This is a genomic window from Methylobacterium brachiatum, from assembly GCF_900113845.1.
In the GTDB taxonomy this organism is placed as follows: domain Bacteria; phylum Pseudomonadota; class Alphaproteobacteria; order Rhizobiales; family Beijerinckiaceae; genus Methylobacterium; species Methylobacterium brachiatum.
On record NZ_FOQW01000006.1, the window covers coordinates 352,029 to 370,504 of the forward strand.

Annotated in this window: 14 protein-coding genes, 1 tRNA gene and 1 rRNA gene; 4 read left to right on the forward strand and 12 right to left on the reverse strand. The window is 72.4% G+C overall.

Translation table 11 applies throughout. The features are described from left to right. Position 1: 1 nt before the first annotated feature. From BMZ47_RS09845 to BMZ47_RS09875, 7 genes are all read right to left on the reverse strand, one after another. Positions 2-3,292 carry an ATP-binding protein gene (locus BMZ47_RS09845; RefSeq protein WP_091861290.1) on the reverse strand — a complete coding sequence of 1,097 codons (3,291 nt, stop codon included), beginning with the start codon at positions 3,290-3,292 and terminating at the stop codon, positions 2-4. Then, complete coding sequence (locus BMZ47_RS09850; protein ID WP_091861293.1) at positions 3,289-4,023, reverse strand: hypothetical protein; 735 nt, start codon at positions 4,021-4,023, stop codon at positions 3,289-3,291. Before BMZ47_RS09850 ends, BMZ47_RS09845 begins: the two co-directional genes overlap by 4 nt. Next, on the reverse strand, positions 4,020-5,033 hold the full coding sequence (locus BMZ47_RS09855; RefSeq protein WP_244536777.1) for an endonuclease domain-containing protein: 1,014 nt from the start codon (positions 5,031-5,033) through the stop codon (positions 4,020-4,022). The genes BMZ47_RS09850 and BMZ47_RS09855 overlap by 4 nt, the downstream gene beginning before the upstream one ends. A 281-nt stretch (positions 5,034-5,314) precedes the next feature. Continuing rightward, positions 5,315-5,533, reverse strand: coding sequence for a hypothetical protein (locus tag BMZ47_RS09860; protein ID WP_007568040.1), 219 nt, complete (start codon positions 5,531-5,533; stop codon positions 5,315-5,317). Beyond that, on the reverse strand, positions 5,530-6,207 hold the full coding sequence (locus BMZ47_RS09865; RefSeq protein WP_091861296.1) for an acyl-homoserine-lactone synthase: 678 nt from the start codon (positions 6,205-6,207) through the stop codon (positions 5,530-5,532). The genes BMZ47_RS09860 and BMZ47_RS09865 overlap by 4 nt, the downstream gene beginning before the upstream one ends. An 87-nt stretch (positions 6,208-6,294) precedes the next feature. Next, positions 6,295-7,026 carry a LuxR family transcriptional regulator gene (locus BMZ47_RS09870; RefSeq protein WP_007568045.1) on the reverse strand — a complete coding sequence of 244 codons (732 nt, stop codon included), beginning with the start codon at positions 7,024-7,026 and terminating at the stop codon, positions 6,295-6,297. A gap of 173 nt (positions 7,027-7,199) precedes the next feature. Beyond that, complete coding sequence (locus BMZ47_RS09875) at positions 7,200-7,766, reverse strand: DNA-3-methyladenine glycosylase (protein WP_091861299.1); 567 nt, start codon at positions 7,764-7,766, stop codon at positions 7,200-7,202. A gap of 324 nt (positions 7,767-8,090) precedes the next feature. Between BMZ47_RS09875 and BMZ47_RS09880 the strand changes: the two genes are divergently transcribed. After that, positions 8,091-9,836 carry an adenylate/guanylate cyclase domain-containing protein gene (locus BMZ47_RS09880; protein WP_208601028.1) on the forward strand — a complete coding sequence of 582 codons (1,746 nt, stop codon included), beginning with the start codon at positions 8,091-8,093 and terminating at the stop codon, positions 9,834-9,836. A 73-nt stretch (positions 9,837-9,909) separates the two neighbouring features. Here the strand turns inward: BMZ47_RS09880 and BMZ47_RS09885 are convergent, their stop codons facing one another. Then, positions 9,910-11,148, reverse strand: coding sequence for an MFS transporter (locus BMZ47_RS09885; RefSeq protein ID WP_091861303.1), 1,239 nt, complete (start codon positions 11,146-11,148; stop codon positions 9,910-9,912). 94 nt (positions 11,149-11,242) lie between these two features. Here BMZ47_RS09885 and gcvA point away from each other — a divergent pair, with 94 nt between their 5' ends. Beyond that, positions 11,243-12,130 carry a transcriptional regulator GcvA gene (gene gcvA / locus BMZ47_RS09890; RefSeq protein WP_091861306.1) on the forward strand — a complete coding sequence of 296 codons (888 nt, stop codon included), beginning with the start codon at positions 11,243-11,245 and terminating at the stop codon, positions 12,128-12,130. 128 nt (positions 12,131-12,258) lie between these two features. Then, a complete protein-coding gene (locus BMZ47_RS09895; RefSeq protein ID WP_091861395.1) occupies positions 12,259-14,400 on the forward strand; it encodes a helicase-related protein in 2,142 nt (713 codons plus the stop codon). 61 nt (positions 14,401-14,461) lie between these two features. Here BMZ47_RS09895 and BMZ47_RS09900 read toward each other — a convergent pair whose 3' ends face one another. Then, positions 14,462-16,720 carry a TonB-dependent siderophore receptor gene (locus BMZ47_RS09900; protein ID WP_244536778.1) on the reverse strand — a complete coding sequence of 753 codons (2,259 nt, stop codon included), beginning with the start codon at positions 16,718-16,720 and terminating at the stop codon, positions 14,462-14,464. A 200-nt stretch (positions 16,721-16,920) separates the two neighbouring features. On the opposite strand from BMZ47_RS09900, the gene BMZ47_RS09905 reads away from it, so the two are divergent. Further along, positions 16,921-17,322: a hypothetical protein gene (locus tag BMZ47_RS09905; RefSeq protein WP_091861312.1), complete on the forward strand. Its 402-nt coding sequence runs from the start codon at positions 16,921-16,923 to the stop codon at positions 17,320-17,322. A gap of 11 nt (positions 17,323-17,333) precedes the next feature. Here the strand turns inward: BMZ47_RS09905 and BMZ47_RS09910 are convergent, their stop codons facing one another. From BMZ47_RS09910 to rrf, 3 genes are all read right to left on the reverse strand, one after another. Then, a complete protein-coding gene (locus BMZ47_RS09910) occupies positions 17,334-18,047 on the reverse strand; it encodes a FadR/GntR family transcriptional regulator (RefSeq protein WP_091861315.1) in 714 nt (237 codons plus the stop codon). A 149-nt stretch (positions 18,048-18,196) separates the two neighbouring features. Then, a tRNA-Met gene (locus BMZ47_RS09915) sits at positions 18,197-18,273 on the reverse strand. Between the two features lie 104 nt (positions 18,274-18,377). Further along, a 5S ribosomal RNA gene (gene rrf, locus BMZ47_RS09920) occupies positions 18,378-18,476 on the reverse strand; the annotation flags it as partial.

Sequence of the window (18,476 nt, forward strand, 5' to 3'; positions counted from 1 at the left end):
GTCACGCCCCCGCCGAGCGCCGGGCCGCCGCGACCACCTGCTCGGGGGTCGGCGGGTTCGCCGGATGGTAGCTCAGGCACAGGGGCGTGGTGAGCTTGGCCGGCCGGCCCGAGCCCTCGGTGGCGAAGTAGAACTCGCCCGCGCCCAGCCGGCCGATATCGGAGGCCGCGCCGCCATGGGCCGCCATGATCTCCTGGGCGGCCGCGATCGTCGCCGGGGCGCTCTGGCGGCCGAAGAACTGGGTCGTGCAGTTCGAGACGATCTGGTTGTGCAGGCCCTTGGGCACCTGCGTCGCCACCACGAGCCCGAGCCCGTATTTGCGCCCCTGCGCCACCAGCTTGATGCCGCTGCCGAGGCTGGGGCTCGCCCGCTGGGCCGGCAGGAAGGTCTGGGCCTCGTCGACCACGTAGAGCATGCCGCGCGGGCTCGGATTCCGCTTGATCCAGCCGAACAGCGTCATCTGCAGACGGTTCACGAAATCCTCGCGCGCCGCCTCCGAGCCGAGGCCCGACAGGTTGATCACCGAGATCCGGGTGCGGGCGGGATCGGCCCCGAAGAACAGCAGCTTGGGGTCGAGCACGGCGCCCTTCACCCTGAGCAGCGGGTTGGTCGCCACCGCGGCCCGGAGCTCGTCGGCCATCTTGGCCGCGTGTTTGGCGGCCTCGCCGATGTCGCTCACCCCGTCGGGCAGGTCGGCCAGCAGGGTGATGAAGTCGCCCAGACTGCCGCCGCCGCGCTCGGCGAAGACCCGCAGGGCGTCGGCCAGCACGCCCCGCTGCAGGCCCTTCCTGGCGCCGGCCAGCGGGCCAAGCGTCTCGGCGGCCATCTCGACCGCCTGCTGGCGCTCGTCCGGATCCGCGCCGATGCCGGAAAAGTCGGGCAGGACCGACAGGAACAGCGGGTTGCCGGCATTCACCCCGGGGGTCCAGACCACGACCTCGACCCGCTCGGCATAGGCCGCCGCCTGGGCGGCGTCCGCGTCGGTGAAGGCGGCGGGCCGCTCGGGCCAGGAATCGCCGAGCCGCGACAGATCGTTGTTGGGGTCGATCACGATGGCCGGGATGCCGGCCAGCGCCGCCTCCTCCACGAGCCGGCGCAGCAGCACGGTCTTGCCCGAGCCCGAGCCCGCGATGATCGCCGTGTGCCGCGGCAGCAGCCGGATCGGCAGGGTCACCGGCTGGGCGTCGGCGTTGATCCGGCGCCCGACCGGGATTGCCTCCGGGGCGGATGGCGTCCGGCTGGATGAAAGGCCCTCAGCGGCGACGGGGGGCCTCCCTCCCCCCTCTGTGGGGGAGGGTGGCTCCTGCGTCAGCAAGGGTCGGGAGAGGGGAGCGACGCTGGTAGAGACGTCGCGACGGGAGTGAAACCCGCCGTCGTCGCGCTGCCCCTCTCCCGACCCCCTTCGGGGGCCACCCTCCCCCGCAGAGGGGGGAGGGAGAGGCAGTGTCGCATCCGACATACGCGATGGGACCTCAAACTCGTGTCGGCCGTCGATCTTCTGCGTGGGCTCGGCGAGGCCGGCCTGGTGGAACAGGGCGGTGGCGCGCACGGGCTTCTGAGCCCGCAGCCAGGCCTCGAACCGGTCGCGGCGGTCCTCCGCGTCGGCCTTGGCCTTGAGGTCGCGCAGGGCCACGAAGGTGCGCAGATCCGCCTCGTCCGGGTCGATCAGGAGGCCGCCTGCGGCCTTGAAGGTGTCGACCAGGTGCCGGGTCTTGTCGCCCCCGGGCACCGGGCCCCGCCTGACGATCAGCAACTCCCGGTCGGGGATGCGGGTGGAGATGCCCGACGCCGTCAGCGCCGCCCGCAGGCGGGCCTGGAACGCGATGGCGTTCTGGTGCTGGAGCGCCCGGTAGCAGACGTGCCGCTCGCGGTCATTCTCGTCCCGGTGGATGAAGGTCAGGCGCCCGTGCAGCGGCGGAATCCGCTGCTCCGGCTCGCCCTTGCTCGCCACATCCAGGGCATCCTCCGGGTCGTCCTCCAGGGCGTAGAGGTCGAAGGCGGCGCGCAGCAGGTCGCCGAGCCCACCCTCGTCGTCGAGCAGCCCGTCGATCCCGGCGCGCGTACGGGCCGCGTCGAGGTCGAACTCGTTCTCCAGCGGTGCCTTGGCCTGCCCGGTCTCGGTGTGGAGGAGATCGTGGCAGACCTCCACGGTCCCCCGGGCCAGGCAGGCGCGGCGGACGGCGTCGCAGCGCATCAGCAGGGTGCGCGGCATCATCCCGGCCTCGGCGGCGGCGGCGATCGCCGCCGGGCTGAACGGCCATTCCGGGTGCGGCGGCACGAAGCCGGCGGCCCGATAGGCCGGGGCCAGACGGCCGCGGATCAGCGCGGCGGCCGCGACCTTGTCGTTCATCCCCTGGAGCGCGATCGGCGGCTTGAGGCGGTGGCGGAAGGATTTGAGCCCACGTTCCTCCAGGCGCGACCAAGAGTCCGGCAGGCAGCTGATCAGGGTCATGCCGCGGCCGCCAACCTCGTGTAATTCGAGGATGCCCGCGGCCAAGACCTCGGTGAGGCTCACGGTGGCGTCCAGGTCGTCCGTGGCGGCGAGGCGGCTGGCGTCGATGACGCCGTCGATCTGGTCCAGGGCGACCAGCGTCGGGCCGCCGAGCCCCATGATCCAGGCCATGCCGCGCACGAGATCGACCGGAGCCGGCGGCGGCGTCTTGAAGCCGAGGGCTGCCCGCTCGGCCGGGTCGGCGTCGTAGCCCTGCAGCCAGGCATGGGCGAGGCCGATGGTACCGAGATCCTGGGCGCGCAGCAGGCAGAGCGCCCGGAACACGTCCTGATGCTGCAAGGCGCGTGCGGCATCGACCTTCATCAGCGCCATGACCAGCAGGTCGACGATCCGGCGGGTATCCATGTTGGGCGTGTTGAACGCCGCCTCGACCTGCGCCTCGACCTTGAACCGGCGGGCGACCCCGGCCAGGACCGCGTCGGATTGCCGGCGCCCGTCCGGCATGGTCTGCAGCAGGGCGGTGAGGTAGCTGAGCGCCGCGCTGCGCCAGAAATCCGTGAGCCCGAGCACGTCGAGCAGCACGAACCAGCCGCCCGAATTCCAGACCGCGTGCCGGAATTGGCCGACGAGATGGGTTTTGCCGATGCCGGCTTGGCCGACGAGCACGCGGGCGGGTGCCCGCTGACCGGCCGTCCGGGCTTCGTCATGCATCTCGGCGACAAGCAGCGGCACCAGAGCCTCGTTCGGGCCGCCGGTGGGCTCGGCTTCGGTCCAGACGCTGTCGAGGGTGCGCACCCAGTCGAAATCGACCCGGCGCAGGGCGTCGAGGGCGTCGGTCATGCCTGGATCCAGAGGAGGTGGAAGGGTTCGCCGGCCGGGCTGTAGGCGGCCTCGCGGTCGGCCGCCGTCAGGGCCTTCGGGTCGCTGAGCTGGCTCAGCCGGGCGGTCTTGTCGCCCTTGAGGATGCGGGCGAGGCCGGCATCGACCGTGGCGCGGTCGAGTTCGGCGAGCTGCGCCCGCACGTCGCTGAGCCGGACGGCCCGGGCGCGGGCACCGCCCGTGAGGGCCAGATAGGCCTCCTCGATCCGGGCGCGCAGGGCGGCGGCGCCGGGTTTCTTCGTCGCGGGCGACCGGGTGGCCTTCTCGCCAGCAACCTTCTTGGCGGGAGCTTTTTTGGCGGGAGCTTTTTTGGCGGGGGCTTTTTTGGCCGACGCTTTCTTCGGAGCCGTCTCGGGCGGCTCAGCCGGCTCGGGCGGGGCGCCGATGAAGTCGGCGAGCGTCCGCCCGCTCTGCCCGAGATGGCCGCCGAGCCGGGCCAGCCAGTCCTGCATCACCCGGAAGGCCGGCGGCAGCGCGGCGTCGAGATGGTCCCCGGCCCAGTGCCAGCCCCGGTCGGTCACGGAGAGGACGAAGGAGCGGCCGCTCTTCTCGACGGCGATCAGCCCGGCGGCGGCCAGCGCCTCGCGGTCGGCCTTCTTGACCGCCGGCACGACCTCCCCCTGCGGCGCCCGGCCGTGCCGGGCCAGCAGGCACCACAGGATCAGCGTCTGGGCAGGCGTCGGCGCACTCATCGGATCATCGCTCCCTCGGACGTTTGGCGCAGGCGCACCACGTCGCGGATCTTCTCCACCGCGCGCTGCAGGTCGGTCTCGACCTGCGCGTTGGTGATGCGCAGCACGAGGTAGCCGGCCGCCAGCAGCTCGTAGTCGCGGTGGCGGTCGGCGCTGAATGTCGGGTCCAGGCGGTGCTCGGGACCGTCGAGCTCGACCACGACGCGGCCCGCCGCCCAGAGCAGGTCGACCCGCGGCCGCGTGCCGAACCGGGGCAGCGGCACCGTCGCGTTGCCGGAGAACAGGGGGCCGAGCTCCGCATCCGCCCGCAGGGCCGCCTCGACGCGCTTCTCGACCGCGCTCGCCGGATGGGCGCGCGACGGCGGCGCGAGGAACCGGGCCTCCACGGGAGCCGGGGGCCGCTGGACCGCGTGGGCGCCGTAGAGCACGCGGTCGTAGGGCGGCACCGGCGGCGGCGCGCTCGGGAACAGGGCGGCGACGGCGGTGCCGTGGCGGCGGCACCATTCGAGCACCTCGATGACCGGGGCAGCGCGCTCCGGGGCGGCCGGATCGAGCTCGGCCACCAGCACGAGGCCCGAAGGCGCCACCGCCCGCATCAGCTGCGCGAGTTCCAGGCTCCGGGCCGCCCGGCGGAACCGGGGCGGGCGCCCCGCGGCGGCGTGCTTGGCCGCGGCCTTGAGCCAGGGGCCGTGCGGCTCGGGGGCGGTCGGCGCGTGCGGCGGACTTTGCCAGTCCGGCCAGCGCGCCAGGGCGAGATCCGCGAGGTCGTCGAGCAGCCCGTCGAGGATCGCGGCGGCGCTGCGGCGCCCGGCGATACGCAGCACCAGCAGGCTGTGCGCGGCCTCGGAGGCGTCGAGATACGGTCCGATTCCGTCGAGGCCGATGCCGACGAGGACCAGCCGCTCCCCGGCGCCGAGCCCGAGGATCCGGCCGGACAGGTCCGCGACCGGCAGCATCGGCAACGGCGACACACCCGGTAGACCCGGCGCAGGCTCGTCGGCGAGGGGCATCAGGGCCGTGGCATCCGCACGTTCGCTCCTGCGATCCGGACAGCGGGATTTCTGACCACATCCCGCCGGGCACCAGCAAGCCCCTCGGGGGCTCTTAGGTTGTCGCACCGGGGACGGATGTTCGGGTGTTTCACCGCCGGATTCGCGCGCGCCCGTCATTCCGGCACCCTGCGGGCCGTGGCCGGATCCCCCACCCGCTCCCGCATCCTGAGGTGGCGGCGCGGGCGGGGGGATCCGTCGCTTCCCGTCGGCCTCCCCCGCATGCCCTTTGGCTGCGCTCCTCAGTGCAGCGTGTCGTCCATGCAGGCTTCGTCCGCGACGTCGCGCGCCAGGGCGCGGCCGATATGCTCCACCAGCGGGCGCAGGGCGGCGAGCAGGCTCGGATCGCCGATCTCCTCGGCGGCGCGCCACAGCTCGATCGCGTGGTGGCCCAGGCGCACGATCGCCGGCTCCTCGCCCTCGCTCTGGCAGGCCCGGTTCAGGATGTCGGATACGCTCATGCGTGCAGCCTCCGCTCGGCCGGCACAGGCAGCCGGACCGCCGGCGCCTGCGGGGCGTGCAGGGACGTCTCGTGCAAGGGCGAGGCCTGGAGGCCGAAGAACGCGCGGGAGGTCGCCACCGTGTCGGGCATCAGCCGGGCGTACACCGCCAGGATCGCGTGGCCGTTGTAGCGGGTCGGCAGCCCCAGCGGCTCGACGTCCCAGCCGCAGGACATCAGCCGGTTGACCAGGATCGGGTGGGTCTGCGCCAGCAATCCGTCGAGGCCGCGCGCCCGCGCCACCTCGGCCGCGGCGGTGAAGATCCCGGCGGTGGCCGGGTCGATCAGGCCGGTGCGCCCCTCGCGCCGGGCCGGCAGCGTGCCGCAGCGGGTCCACTCGTAGACGGTGGCGCCCCGCGGCGGCGGCCCGCGCTGCGCCAGGTGCGGATAGACCTCCGTCAGCAGGTGCGGCCGGGTCGTCGGCAGGAGCCGCGTATAGGCGGTGATCTCGCCGCCTTCGAGATAGGCCAGGTGGATGCAGCCGGGGCCGTCGAACTGGTCGATCTCGCGGCCGTCGGGCCGGCGGCACGCCTCCCAGTTGAGCCGTTCCACGAAGAGCGCGTGCCGGAACCGATAGATCTTCTCCAGCAACGCCCCGTGCTGGGAAATATTGTCATCGTCGATAACCACAACCATGGATCATTCCCCCTGTCGGGGGAGTGATGCCGGGCCGCCGGTCCGAATGAGCCTCGTAAAATTACGAGGTCGGCAGCCGCCGCGCGGCTACGCTATGATGCCCTGCCGCATGGCTTCCGCGACGCACTGGACGCGGTTCACCGCATCGAGCTTGCGCGCGGCGTTCTTGAGGTGGAACTCGACGGTCCGCTGCGATGTGCTGAGGATCTCGGAGGCCTCCCAGCTGGTCTTGCCGGCCGCGGTCCAGCGCAGGCACTCGATCTCCCGCGCGGTGAGCCGGGGCGCCTTGCGCAGCGGCGTCCGGCCGCCCTCACGGATCAGGGTCTCGGCCCGCTGGTAGGCGTAGATCGAGACCAGATGCAGCGCGGCCTTGGCCTCCTCGGACAGGTCGAGCCGGCGCGCCCCGAAGCTGACGCCGCCGCCCGGCCCGGCTAGGTGGTGGATCGGGACGCAGAACCCCTCCGACAGCCCGAATTCGGTCGCCTCGCCCATGACCCGGGCGGCCGCGACCTCGTCGGACCGATAGGGCGCCTCGCTCCAGAGGAACGGCTCGGTGGTGCGCTTGACGTGGTTCGCCACCGGGTCGATCCGCAGGTAATCGCGCTCGAAATAGCGCTTCCGCCAGCCTTCCGGCCAGGCCGGCACGAGCGCGCAGCCCTGCGTGGAGATCTCGTGCTCCGCCGGCAGGTTGGTGATGATGAAGGCGTCGTATCCGAAATACGCGCCCGCCGCTCTCATCTCACGAAGGATGTCGGGAATCTTCGACGCCAGCTTGAGGCGGCTGACGATATCAAAAGCCTTCTGGCTGTCCTGGCTCACCGAAAGTCCGAATGCTTGTATTTCTGAAATCTTCCCGACCTGTAGTTGCAAAAAATGCAGTCCACACGGAACAAACCTATACATGAGGTTGCCGGGCCGGCCAAGCGCAGAGCAGGGCTTTCCACGGTCCGTCCGGTTCCGACACACGGCGCGCCCCGTCCCGGGCCCGCCTCTCACCCCGCATTCCGGGCGACCCGCCGCACCGGCCGGCTGACGAACCGGGAGCCGGCGAGCAGAAATCGCCAGGGCGTCTCGGCGCCGCGGGTGATCCCGATGCGCCGATCCGCCGCGACCGTGACAGGCTGCGTCCGGGGCGCGAACCGGAACGGCGCCTGTGCCACCGGCAGGCCGTCCATCGCCCCGGTGATGCCGAGCGCCTGGCACAGGCGGCCCGGCCCGGCGCAGAGCAGCCGCGGATCGTCGGTGCCCCGGCGCTCCGCCATGGCGGCCAGGCCGGCATTCGGCTCGATCGCCCGCAGCAGCACGGCGCTGCCGGGCTCGCAGACCAGGTTCAGGCACCAGTGCAGCCCGTAGGACCGGTAGACGTAGACGTGCCCCGGCGGCCCGAACATGCTGGCATTGCGCTTCGTCGGGCCGGCGAAGCTGTGGGAGGCCGGGTCGGTCCGGTCGTAGGCCTCGGTCTCGACGATGACGCCCCCCGCCTCGCCGACCCAGAGCCCCGCCCCGATCAGGTCCGCGGCCACCGCGGCGGCGCTCCGGGCGAAGAACGGGTCGGGCATCGGGTCTGTCCGGGTGTCGTGCGGCGGGTGTCATCCAGCCTGGGCAACGCCCGGCGGGCGGTTCGGGTGACGGCTTTTTGCACGCGCGGCTGGCGCCCCGGACCCGGCGCCGAATCGGCGGGCAGGCGGGGCGATCCGCCGACGGGACCCGGCATACGGCGCGGCTCCATTCCGTCTCTTCGAAGGGATCACGCCGGATGCCGAGGCCGGTCCCGGCCCGAAACTCGCCGGCAAGTAGAAATACAACGGAGGCCGCGGGTGCGGTTTGCTGGTAGGACAGGCCGGCCAGACCGGGCCCGCTGCCGATCTCGTCGGACCTCCAGCATGACGCGCACCTCGTCGATCGCGACGCTCCGAACCTCCGCCGGAGGCTCGCAGGCCGCCCCGATCCCGCTGCGCGCCCGGATCCGGCCCGGCCTGACCCTGCGCCGCCTCCGGCTCTGGAGCGGGCTGGTCCTGTTCGCCTACATCCTGACCCACCTGACCAACCACGCGCTCGGCAACGTCTCCCTCGACGCCATGGAGGACGGCCTCGGCGTCGCCTCCGCGCTGTGGCTCAACCCGCTGGGCCTGACCCTGCTCTACGGCGCGCTGGTGATCCACCTGCTGCTCGGGCTCCAGGCGCTCTACGCCGCCCGCTACTTCCGCTGGCGTCCCGGCGAGGTCGTGCAGATGGTCTCCGGGTTGCTGATCCCGCCGCTGCTGGTCAGCCACGTCGCGGGCACCCGGATCGCCTTCGCCACCGAGGGGCTTGAGAAGGGCTACGCGCAGGAACTCTACGCCTTCTGGGTCGCGGCGCCGCATCAGGGCGCGATGCAGGCGGCGATGCTGGTCATCGCCTGGATTCACGGCTGCTCCGGACTGTATTTCTGGCTGCGGCTGAAGCCCGCCTTCGGGCGCGCCGCGCCCTGGCTCCTGGCGGTCGCAGTGCTGGTGCCGGTCCTGGCGCTGCTCGGCTTCGTGCAGGGCGGCCGGGCGATCCTCGCCCTGGCGCAGGACTCGGCCTGGCGCGTCGCGGCGCTCAAGCCCGTCCATGTCGGGTTGCCCGACCAGGTGGCGCGGCTCGGCACGATCCGGGACGGGATGCTGCTGACCTATGCCGGCCTGGTCGCCGCGGTGATCGCCGCCCGCGGCGTCCGGACCCTGGCGGAGGTCAAGCGCGGGACGATCCGGCTCAGCTATCCCGACGGAAAGGTGGTCCGGGTGCCCCGCGGCACCAGCGTGCTGGAGGCGAGCCGGCGCAACCGGATCCCCCATGCCAGCGTCTGCGGCGGCCGCGGCCGGTGCTCGACCTGCCGGATCCGCGTGCTCGACGGCAGCGCCGACACGCCCCCGGCGGGCCGGGCCGAGCGCGCCGTGCTGGAGCGGATCGCCGCCGGGCCCGGGGTGCGCCTCGCCTGCCAGTTCCGGCCCGAGGCCGACCTCGCCGTGGTGCCGCTGTTCCCGCTGCCGCCGCGGGTGCGGCAGGCGGACCTGCTCGACCGGGCGCAATCCGGCGAGGAGCGCTTCATCGTGGCGATGTTCGTCGACCTGCGCGGCTCGACCCGGCTCGCCGAGGAGCGCCTGCCCTACGACACGGTGTTCATCATCAACCGGTTCCTCGGGGCGGTCGGCGACGCGGTGCGGGACGCCGGCGGCTCGACCAACCAGTTCCTCGGCGATGGGCTGCTGGCCCTGTTCGGCCTCGAGACCGACCCCGAGCCGGCGGCCCGCGACGCGCTCCGGGCGGTCGAGCTGATCGCCGAGCACGTCGCCACCCTGAACGAGCTTCTGGCCGCCGACCTGGAGCACACCCTCCGGTACGGGATCGGCGTCCATGCCGGCCTGGCGATCGTCGGCGAGATGGGCGACGCCACCGATGCGCGCTTCACCGCGCTCGGCGACACCGTCAACGTCGCCTCGCGCCTGCAGGGCCTGACCAAGGTCCTTGGCTGCGTCGCCGTGATCTCGGAGGCGGTCTATCGCGCGGCCAAGACCGCGCCGACGGCGATCCGGGAGATCCCGGTCGAGGGCCGGTCCGAGCCGGTCCGGGTCAGCACGCTCGGGGTGCTCTGCCCCGCCGCGCCGTGATGGATACGGTTTCCCGAAGACATCGGCTGCACACACGGATGGAAGCAGGGTCGGATGGCCCGCCCCGCCGGAGTCAGAACCTCCGCGCCTCCCTCCCCCGGGCCAGATGCGGGGACAGGGCCAGCATGAGCGGCACCACGGCGAGCGCCGTCCCGGCGGCCGCCACGGCGGCCCAGCGGGGGCCGGCCGCATCCCCGAGCCGGCCGTAGAGCAGCGGCGCCGCGAGCGCGCTGCCCCCGAGCGTGCAGGTGTAGAACACCGCGAACGCCCGCTCGACCCGGCCGCCCGGGGCCAGTTCCGGCACCGTGCCGTATAAGACCGACGAGGTGCCGTTCAGCATCACGCCCAGCAGCGGCAGCAGGATCAGCGCCGGGGCGAGCGGCAGGGCGATCACCGCCAGGATCGCGACCGCGGTCCCGGTCTCGGTGAGCAGAACGGTCCGGGTGACGCCGAGGCGCTCCCCGAGCCGGCCGCACACGGCCTTGCCGAGCGCCCCGCCGATGAACACCAGCGAGAGCGCGAGCCCCACGGTGGTCAGGGCCGCGCCCTTCTCCTGCAGCAGGAACGGCAGGTAGAGCAGGAAGGCCGGGCGGGCGGCGTTGTCGAGGATGCCGATCGCGACGAGGAGGCCGAAGCCGGGCCGGGCGCCGGCCCCATCACGGGTGCCGATTGCGGCCTTCGCCCGCTCCGTGCGTGATCTGGCCTCACGCGGCAGCCAGCGGCCGACGCCGAGCGCGACCGCGACGCCCAGCCCGGCGATCACCCAGAGCGCCGTGCGCCAGCCCGACAGGGTCAGCAGGAAGCCGACCAGCGGCGGCACGGCCGCCTTCCCGAGATCGCCGGCGAAATTGTAGGTGCCGAGGGGACCGCGCGCCGCGGCCCCGTAGGCCCGGGCAATCACCGTGGAGGCCAGCGGGTGCTGGGTGCTGCTGCCGGCGCCCCCGAGCAGCAGGCCGACACAGAGACCGATCAGGCCGCCCGATGCCCCGGCCAGCGCGTAGCCGCCCGCGCTGAGCAGCGTGCCGAGCACCAGCACCGTGCGGGCGCCGAATGCCTGGGCGAGCCGGCTCGCCGGCATCTGCAGGGCCGCGAGCGCGCCGTTATAGAGCGAGCGCAGCAGCGCCAGCGCGACGTAGTCGAGGCCGAACTCCGCCTGCCAGACCGGCAGCAGCACGTAGATCAGGTCGGTGTAGCCGTCGTGCAGCGCGTGGTTGATCCCGGCGATCACCAGGGTGCGCTTGTCCTCGATGCGCTTGGCCACCCGGTCCGGGGCGTCGTCGAGCGGGGCGGTGAAGTCCGAGGCGCGGGCCATCCTGGGATCCTTGTGCGTCCACCACAGGATGCGGATCTCGCGCCCGGCTGACAAACGCCTTATGCTGACGCTCGCGTGAGGAAACCTGACAGCGATGCACCGCCGCCTGCCGCCGCTCAACGCGCTGAAGGCCTTCGAGGCGGCGGCCCGGCACGCCAGCTTCACCCGGGCCGCCGAGGAGCTGCGCGTGACCCACGGGGCGGTGAGCCGGCACGTCCAGATGCTCGAAGGCTGGCTCGGCGTGCCGCTGTTCGAGCGCCACAACCGGCGGGTGGTGCTCACCGAGGCCGGGCGCAGCTACGCCGCCGAGATCGGCGCCGCCCTCGACCGGGTCGCCCTGGCGACCGCCCGCCAGGTCGAGCGCGGCCGGCCGCGCCTGCTGCACGTCAACGCGCTCGCGACCTTCACCCTGCGCTGGCTGATCCCGCGGCTGTCCGGCTTCCAGGTCGCCCATCCCGCCATCGAGGTCCGGCTGACCACCTCCAACGTGCCGCTGGCGAACCTCGCCGACCCGTTCGACGTGGCGATCCGGGGCGGGCCGCAAACACGCCCCGGCCATGTCGCGCAGCCGTTCCTCACCGAGCGGCGCAGGCCGGTCTGCAGTCCGGCCCTGCTGCAGCGCCTGCCCCTGGAGGCGCCCGAGCAGCTGCGCCACCACACCCTGCTGCACGCGGCGACGCTCCCGCAGGTGTGGCCGCACTGGCTGCACGCCGCCGGGGTGCCGGACCTGATCCCGCAGGCCTCCGTGACCCTGGAGCATTTCTATCTGACCCTGCAGGCCGCCCTCGACGGCCTCGGCGTGGCGATGGGTCCAGAGCGCCTGATCGCCGACGACCTGGCCGCCGGCCGCCTGACCTGCCCGTTCCCGGGCCCGTCCCTGCCGGCGCGGAGCTACTACACCTACGTGCCGGAGGCCCGGGCCGAGGATCCGACCGTGCGCGCCTTCTGCGCCTGGCTCACCGAGGCGGCGCACGAAGCCTGACGCGCCGGGGATGGCGTCGGGGGTCGGACTGGCGCAAGGATGGTTGTCGGGCAAGGATGCTTGTCAGGAACGCGTTCGACGGCGGGGTCCAGCGCCGACCGGTGAGCGCCGCGGCCGAAGGTGAGCTCATGGCGCGCAAGCGTCTCCGTCCCACGACCGTCTACCTGTCCGAGGCCGTGGCGCGGCTCGGGCTTTCCCCGGATTCCATCGATCTGGAGACCCTGCGCGCCGATCTCGAACTGCCGGAATTCGGGGCCGAGGTCGACGACGAGCGGGTCGCCGACGTTTTGCGCGCCCGCCAGAAGGCCCGTGCCTTCGCGGAGACCGGCGTCCCGGCGGTCCGACAGGCGATCCCCGCGCTCAGGGCCGCCATCCTGCGGGACCGCCGGGTGATCTGGACCATCCGGACCGAGATCCCGCTCCTCGACAATGGCCGCCTGGACCTGCGGATCGACAGCGCCCCGGACCCGGCGGCGGCCGAGATCCTGGCCCGCATGGCGGCCCGGAACGATCCGGCGCACCGCCTCGAGACCCTGCGGGCGGCGGTGGCGGAACGCGCCGGCGAGGTCACCCGGACCCTGAGCAAGCCGGTCGAGCGCCTGCGGGCACAGATCATCCAGGATCTGCGCGAGGTCGGGGCCGACGCGGCCGCCTATATCGCCCATCTGGACCGTTCGCTGCGCTCCCGCGTGTTCACCTACGGGCCGAAGCTGGCGCGCTCCCTGAACGACACCCTCACCCCCGTCCGGCGCCACGCCAAGGCGGTGGCGAGCGAGGGCTCGCGCCTGCGCCGCCTGCGCGATCAGGTCGGCTTCGGCGCCTATATCGAGCGCTTCGCCGCCGCCCGCCGGCTGAACCGCCGGATCCTGTTCCACATGGGACCGACCAATTCCGGCAAGACCTACGCGGCCCTGCAGATGCTGACGGCGGCCGCCAACGGCACCTATCTGGCGCCCCTGCGGCTGCTCGCCCTGGAGAATTACGAGGCCCTGCGCGAGCGCGGGCTCCGGGCCGGGATGGTCACCGGCGAGGAGGTCCTGGGCGAGCCGGAGCCGACCCACACCGCCCGCACCATCGAGACCGCCGACCTGACCCGCCCGATCGACGTGGCGGTGATCGACGAGATCCAGATGCTGTCGGATCCCGATCGCGGCTGGGCCTGGACCAACGCCCTGTTCGGCGTGCCCGCCCGGACCGTGGTCGTGTGCGGCTCCGACGACGCCCTGTCCTACGTCCGCCGCGCCGCCGAGGCCGCCGGTGAGTCGCTGGAGGTGATCCCGTTCACCCGCAAGTCGCCGCTGCTGCTGCTCGACGCGCCGGTCCCCCTGGAGAAGGTCGAGCCCGGGGACGCGGTCGTGGCGTTCTCGCGCCGGGCCGTGCACGAGAACCGCGAGATCCTGGTCGCCCGCGGGCACCGGGTGGCGACGATCTACGGCGCCCTGTCGCCGGAGGTGCGCCGGGCCGAGGCCACGCGCTTCCGCACCGGCGAGGCCAACGTGCTGGTCACCACCGACGCGATCGGCATGGGGCTCAATCTCGGGCCGCTCCGGCGGATCGTGTTCTCGACCGTGCGCAAGTGGGACGGCACGAAGGAGCGCGGCCTGACCAATTCCGAGATCCGCCAGATCGCCGGCCGGGCCGGCCGCTACGGCCACCAGGATGTCGGCTACGTGGCGGCGACGGACGCGGTCGCCATCGAGCCGATCCGGATCGCGCTGTCGGGCGCCCCCACGGCGCCGGCGGCCGATTCGCGCTTCTTCGTCCGGCCCGATCTCGGCGCGATCCGCTCGGTCGCCGAGGAGATGCAGACCCAGAGCCTCCACGAGGTGCTGACGCATTTCGCCCGGGCCACCTTCTATGCCGGCTCGCCGTTCCAGCCCTCGGCCCTGGAGGAGATCCTGGAGGTCGCGCGGGTCATCGACCGGGCGCGGCTGCCGATCGAGGAAAAGTTCGCCTTCTCGGTCTGCCCGATCAACCGGCGCGACGAGATCGCCATGGGCATGCTCGAGCGCTGGAGCCAGGCCCGGGCGGCGCGCACCACGGTCCCGGCCCTGCGGGCGAGCCTGACCGGGGAACTCGACTACCAGGAGCGGACCGTCCGTCTCGCCAGCGCCTATCTGTGGCTGTCGCGTCGCTTCCCCGACACGTTCGACGACGTCGAGGCGATCCGGCACATGCGCGGCCGCGCCAACGACGCCATCGAGCAGCATCTGCGCGAGACCGCGACCCGCAAGGCCGAGCGCCGCACCCGCCGGGCGGGCACCCGGTAGCGCATCATCCCGAAAGGCGGTTGCCGGCTTTCGGGATGATGCACCATCGAGACTTAACCCCTCACCAGCGGTAGCCGAGGCTGGCGATGACGGTCCGGCCGTTCCCGTAGAAGCAGCCGCCCGCCGCGAAGCAGGAGGCGACATAGGTCCGGTCGAACAGGTTTGCGGCGTTGATCGAGGCTTGCCAGCCCGCGAGCCCCGGATCGGCGGCGCCGAGATCGTAGCGGATCGCCGCATCGACCAGGGTCACGGCCGGCACGGAAAAACTGTTGGCCGGATCGCCGGCACTCCGGCCGATGACGCGGATCCCGCCGGCGAGGCTGAGGCCCGCGAGCGGCCCGCCCGGAAACCGGTAATGCGCCCAGAGCGACACCAGCTGGTCGGGCACGGCGACGAAGCGCTTGCCGACGAGCGCCGGGTTGCTGTCCCGGCGCACGGTGGTGTCGAGATAGGTATAGGCCCCGATCAGATCGAGGCTGTCGCACAGGGTCGCCCGGGCCTCGAACTCGATGCCGCGCGAGCGCACGGCGCCGGTCTGGACGCTGTAGAACGGATGCGCCGGATCGGCGGCGGCGACGTTGTCCTGGGTGATGTCGAAGCCCGAGACGGCGACGAAGCTGTCCAGGCCGGGGGGCTGATACTTCACCCCGACCTCGGTCTGCCGCGCCTGGGTCGGCTTGAACGGGGTGCCCGAGAAGCCGGTACCCAGGGTCGGCTCGAACGACGTCGCGTAGCTCGCATACGGCGCGAGACCGCTGTCGAACAGGTAGACCGCGCCAACCCGGCCGGTGAAGGCCTGGTCGTCCTGGCGAGAACTCCCCGCCGTCAGGCGGTTGGCGGTATCGAGCAGGGACCAATCCTGCCGGCCCCCGACCGTGACCGCCCAATGGTCCAGACGCATCTGGTCCTGGGCGTAGAGGCCGACGCGGCTCCAGTCCTGACGCGTGCTCGGCGCGGCGGGTGGACGCGCGAAGGGCCGGCGGTAGACCGGCGCCGCAAAGTCGATCGGCGGCACCGGGCCGAAGCCCGAGGCGTTCACGTCCGCCCGGGAGCCCTGGTAGCCGAGCCCGAGCAGGATCGTATGGCCGACCGGTCCGGTGGCGAAATCGGCCTGCGCCTGGTTGTCGAGCGACACACCGTCGACCGCCTCCCGCGACCAGGAGGCCGAGCGCTCGAGCAGGCGCGCGGTCGCGCCGAACGGGGCGAAATAGTTGATCGCCACGCCCTCGAAGCGCGTATCGATCTGGGCGTAGCGCAGGTTCTGGCGGACGGTCCAGGTCTCGTCGAAGCGGTGCTCGAAGGCGTAGCCGATCATCGCCTGCTGACGGTCGTACGCATCGAAGCCGGGCTCGCCCGGGAAGAAGCGGCGCCGGATCCGGCCGGCCGGGCTGGGGAACAGGCTCCCCTCGGCCGGGAGCCAACCCGCGAAGTTGTTGTGCGGGTCGTTCTGATAGAAGCCCAGCAGGGTGAGGTGCGTGTCGTCGTCCGGCCGCCAGGCCAGCGCCGGCGCCAGCACGAGCCGCTGCTCCCGTGAGAAATCGACCTGCGTGTCGACCCGCCGGCCGAGGCCGTTCAGGCGGTAGGCCCAGCGTCCGTCCGCGGTGATCGGCCCGCCGAGATCGAAGGCCGCCTCGGCCCGATTGCGGTTGCCGGTGGTGAGCGCGACCGCGCGGAAAGGCTGCTCGGTCGGCCGCTTGCTGACCATGCTGACGATGCCGCCCGGGCTCGCCTGCCCGTAGAGAACCGAGGCCGGTCCGCGCAGCACCTCGACGCGCTCCAGCACGGACGGGTCGATGACCTGCGCGGCCCAGTTGCCACCTTTGGCGAGCGGCAGGCCGTCGAGGATCTGCGGGTTGGTCGCGCCCGCCGCGAAGCCCCCGAAGCCGCGCAGGAACACGCTCTCCAGCACGCCGCCGATCCGCGTGTCGGCGAACACGCCCGGCGTGTAGCGCAAGGAATCGCCGACGCTCCGGGCCGCCTGCTGGTCGATCTGCGCCCGGGGGATCACCGACACGGCCTGCGGCACCGCGAGGAGCGGCGTGTCGGTCTTCGTCCCGGTGGCCGAGACCCGCGCCACAAGGCCGGGGACCGGATTCGTCCCGGTCATCCCGTGGCCCGTGACCGTGAGGGCCGGAAGGGCGATGGCGGCATCGGTCCCGGGGCCCTCGTGACCGACTGCCCTCTTCGCTTCGGCTGCCGCGCCCGCTCGGTTGCGGGGTGCCGCGGTGCGGCTCGACGCGACGCCGGGTCGGCCCGCGCCGGGCACGTAATCCTCGGCGTGGAGGGCCGCCGGGGAGCCGGACAGGATCACGGCCAGCACGCATGTAGCTTTGGATGATCGGGGGTTCGCGCGCGGCTTCTGGCCGATTGGGGCGACGGCGTGCGGATCCTGCGGGCGCGGAGACATGGTCGGGCTCCTGTCTGGGGAGCCCAGCGCTACGGCGATTGCTGCCGCCGGTCAACAAAGGTAGGATGATTGGATGAAACTATCTTTTAGCGCAATTCCAAGGAGTCCGGAGCATGCACCGTGCGGCCTTCACCCTTCACGACGTCTCGGCCTTTCCCGTCGTGCGGATGCGGAATGGGGATGCCTGCGCGCCCGGTTACGCACCGGCCTGGTGCCGGGAGATGGACGCGCTTCTCGGGCGCAACACCCCCTTCGTGCTCATCTATCAGGGGCGCCGAAACGACGAGCCGCACGACGATCGGGTCGCCCGCGGGCTGTGGCTGAAGCGGAACAAGGACGCCTTGGCGGAGCGCTGCCGCGCCCTGATCATCGTCGAGCCCGACCGAGATCGGCGCGCGGCTCTGGACGCGGCCTTCCCCAGCCTGGTCCGCGCTTTCGGTACACCGCAGGCCGCCTGCGCCACCGATGAGGAGGCGGTCGCGCTGGCCAGGCAGGCCCTGCGCGCGACCGGCTGAACGGAGCGCGATCAGCGATCGGCGGCAGCCGGCCCGTCACGCTCAAGCGCGTCGAGGATCGGGCTGACGATCGCCCGGGCGGCCTCCGCGGCACCCGCTTCATCGCGGTCCCGGATCGCATCGACGACCCGGCGATGGGCGGCGAGGTCCGGCTCGGGCAAGGTCCGGTCGGCCAGCGCCGCGCTCGTGCTGCCGTGCAAGGCCAGCGCGAAGTAGCGATAGAGCTCCACGAGGGCGGCGTTGCCGCCGCTTTGGGCGACCGCGACATGGAAGGCGATGTCGCGCTCGATGAAGCCCGCGAGATCGCCGTCCTGGGGACGCTCCCCGCGCGCATCCAGCAGTTCCTCGAGCCGTCGCACTTCGTCCGCGTCCCGCCGGGTCGCGGCCCGGCGCGCGGCCTCGGTCTCAAGCAGCGCGCGCAGCTCGAAATGGTCGCGCAGGCTCGCATGGGTGACCCGGCGCATGACCTCCGCCGGGTCGACGTTGAGGCGGACATAGGTCCCGTCGCCCTGTCGCACCTCGAGGACCTTGGCATGCGAGAGCACCCGCACGGCCTCCCGCACGGTGTTCCGGCCGACCTGCAGCATCTCGGCGAGTTCCGCCTCCTTCGGGATGCGCGCCCCGACCTTCCAGCGGCCGGTCTCGATCTGCGTGCGGATGAGCTCGATCGCGGAATCGACCAGGGAGCGTCGGGCGGCCTGGGGCAGGTTCAAGGTCGGGGGCATGGGAGCAGCTTTACGCGAGGATGCAGGATCATCCCACGTCTGAACCGTCTCCTCGATCGGCCCGTTTGGCAAGCATAGCCCCGAACGCAGAAAACCCGGCTCGCGTTAGCGAACCGGGTTTTTGATGGGTCGAGTGGTCGAAAGAGATTTGGTTGCGGGGACAGGATTTGAACCTGTGACCTTCAGGTTATGAGCCTGACGAGCTACCGGGCTGCTCCACCCCGCGCCAAGGTTGTGCGGCTGGTCCGGGCTGGCTGATCGCCTGTGGGGCGGGCTCCGGGGCCGATCGCGGTGATCGTGCTGAGGGAAGGGTGTGATTGCGTTGTGCGGGTCTGGCGGCGACCGACTCTCCCGTGCCTTGAGACACAGTACCATGGGCGCTGGCGTGTTTAACGGCCGAGTTCGAGATGGGATCGGGTTCTGGGCACG

What these genes read in the sequence shown, in the direction of transcription:
- BMZ47_RS09845 (WP_091861290.1), bottom strand. Translation starts at nt 3,292, where the DNA reads ATGACCGACGCCCTCGACGCCCTGCGCCGGGTCGATTTCGACTGGGTG.
- BMZ47_RS09850 (WP_091861293.1), bottom strand. Translation starts at nt 4,023, where the DNA reads ATGAGTGCGCCGACGCCTGCCCAGACGCTGATCCTGTGGTGCCTGCTG.
- BMZ47_RS09855 (WP_244536777.1), bottom strand. Translation starts at nt 5,033, where the DNA reads ATGCCCCTCGCCGACGAGCCTGCGCCGGGTCTACCGGGTGTGTCGCCG.
- BMZ47_RS09860 (WP_007568040.1), bottom strand. Translation starts at nt 5,533, where the DNA reads ATGAGCGTATCCGACATCCTGAACCGGGCCTGCCAGAGCGAGGGCGAG.
- BMZ47_RS09865 (WP_091861296.1), bottom strand. Translation starts at nt 6,207, where the DNA reads ATGGTTGTGGTTATCGACGATGACAATATTTCCCAGCACGGGGCGTTG.
- BMZ47_RS09875 (WP_091861299.1), bottom strand. Translation starts at nt 7,766, where the DNA reads ATGCCCGACCCGTTCTTCGCCCGGAGCGCCGCCGCGGTGGCCGCGGAC.
- BMZ47_RS09880 (WP_208601028.1), top strand. Translation starts at nt 8,091, where the DNA reads ATGACGCGCACCTCGTCGATCGCGACGCTCCGAACCTCCGCCGGAGGC.
- BMZ47_RS09885 (WP_091861303.1), bottom strand. Translation starts at nt 11,148, where the DNA reads ATGGCCCGCGCCTCGGACTTCACCGCCCCGCTCGACGACGCCCCGGAC.
- gcvA (WP_091861306.1), top strand. Translation starts at nt 11,243, where the DNA reads ATGCACCGCCGCCTGCCGCCGCTCAACGCGCTGAAGGCCTTCGAGGCG.
- BMZ47_RS09895 (WP_091861395.1), top strand. Translation starts at nt 12,259, where the DNA reads ATGGCGCGCAAGCGTCTCCGTCCCACGACCGTCTACCTGTCCGAGGCC.
- BMZ47_RS09905 (WP_091861312.1), top strand. Translation starts at nt 16,921, where the DNA reads ATGCACCGTGCGGCCTTCACCCTTCACGACGTCTCGGCCTTTCCCGTC.
- BMZ47_RS09910 (WP_091861315.1), bottom strand. Translation starts at nt 18,047, where the DNA reads ATGCCCCCGACCTTGAACCTGCCCCAGGCCGCCCGACGCTCCCTGGTC.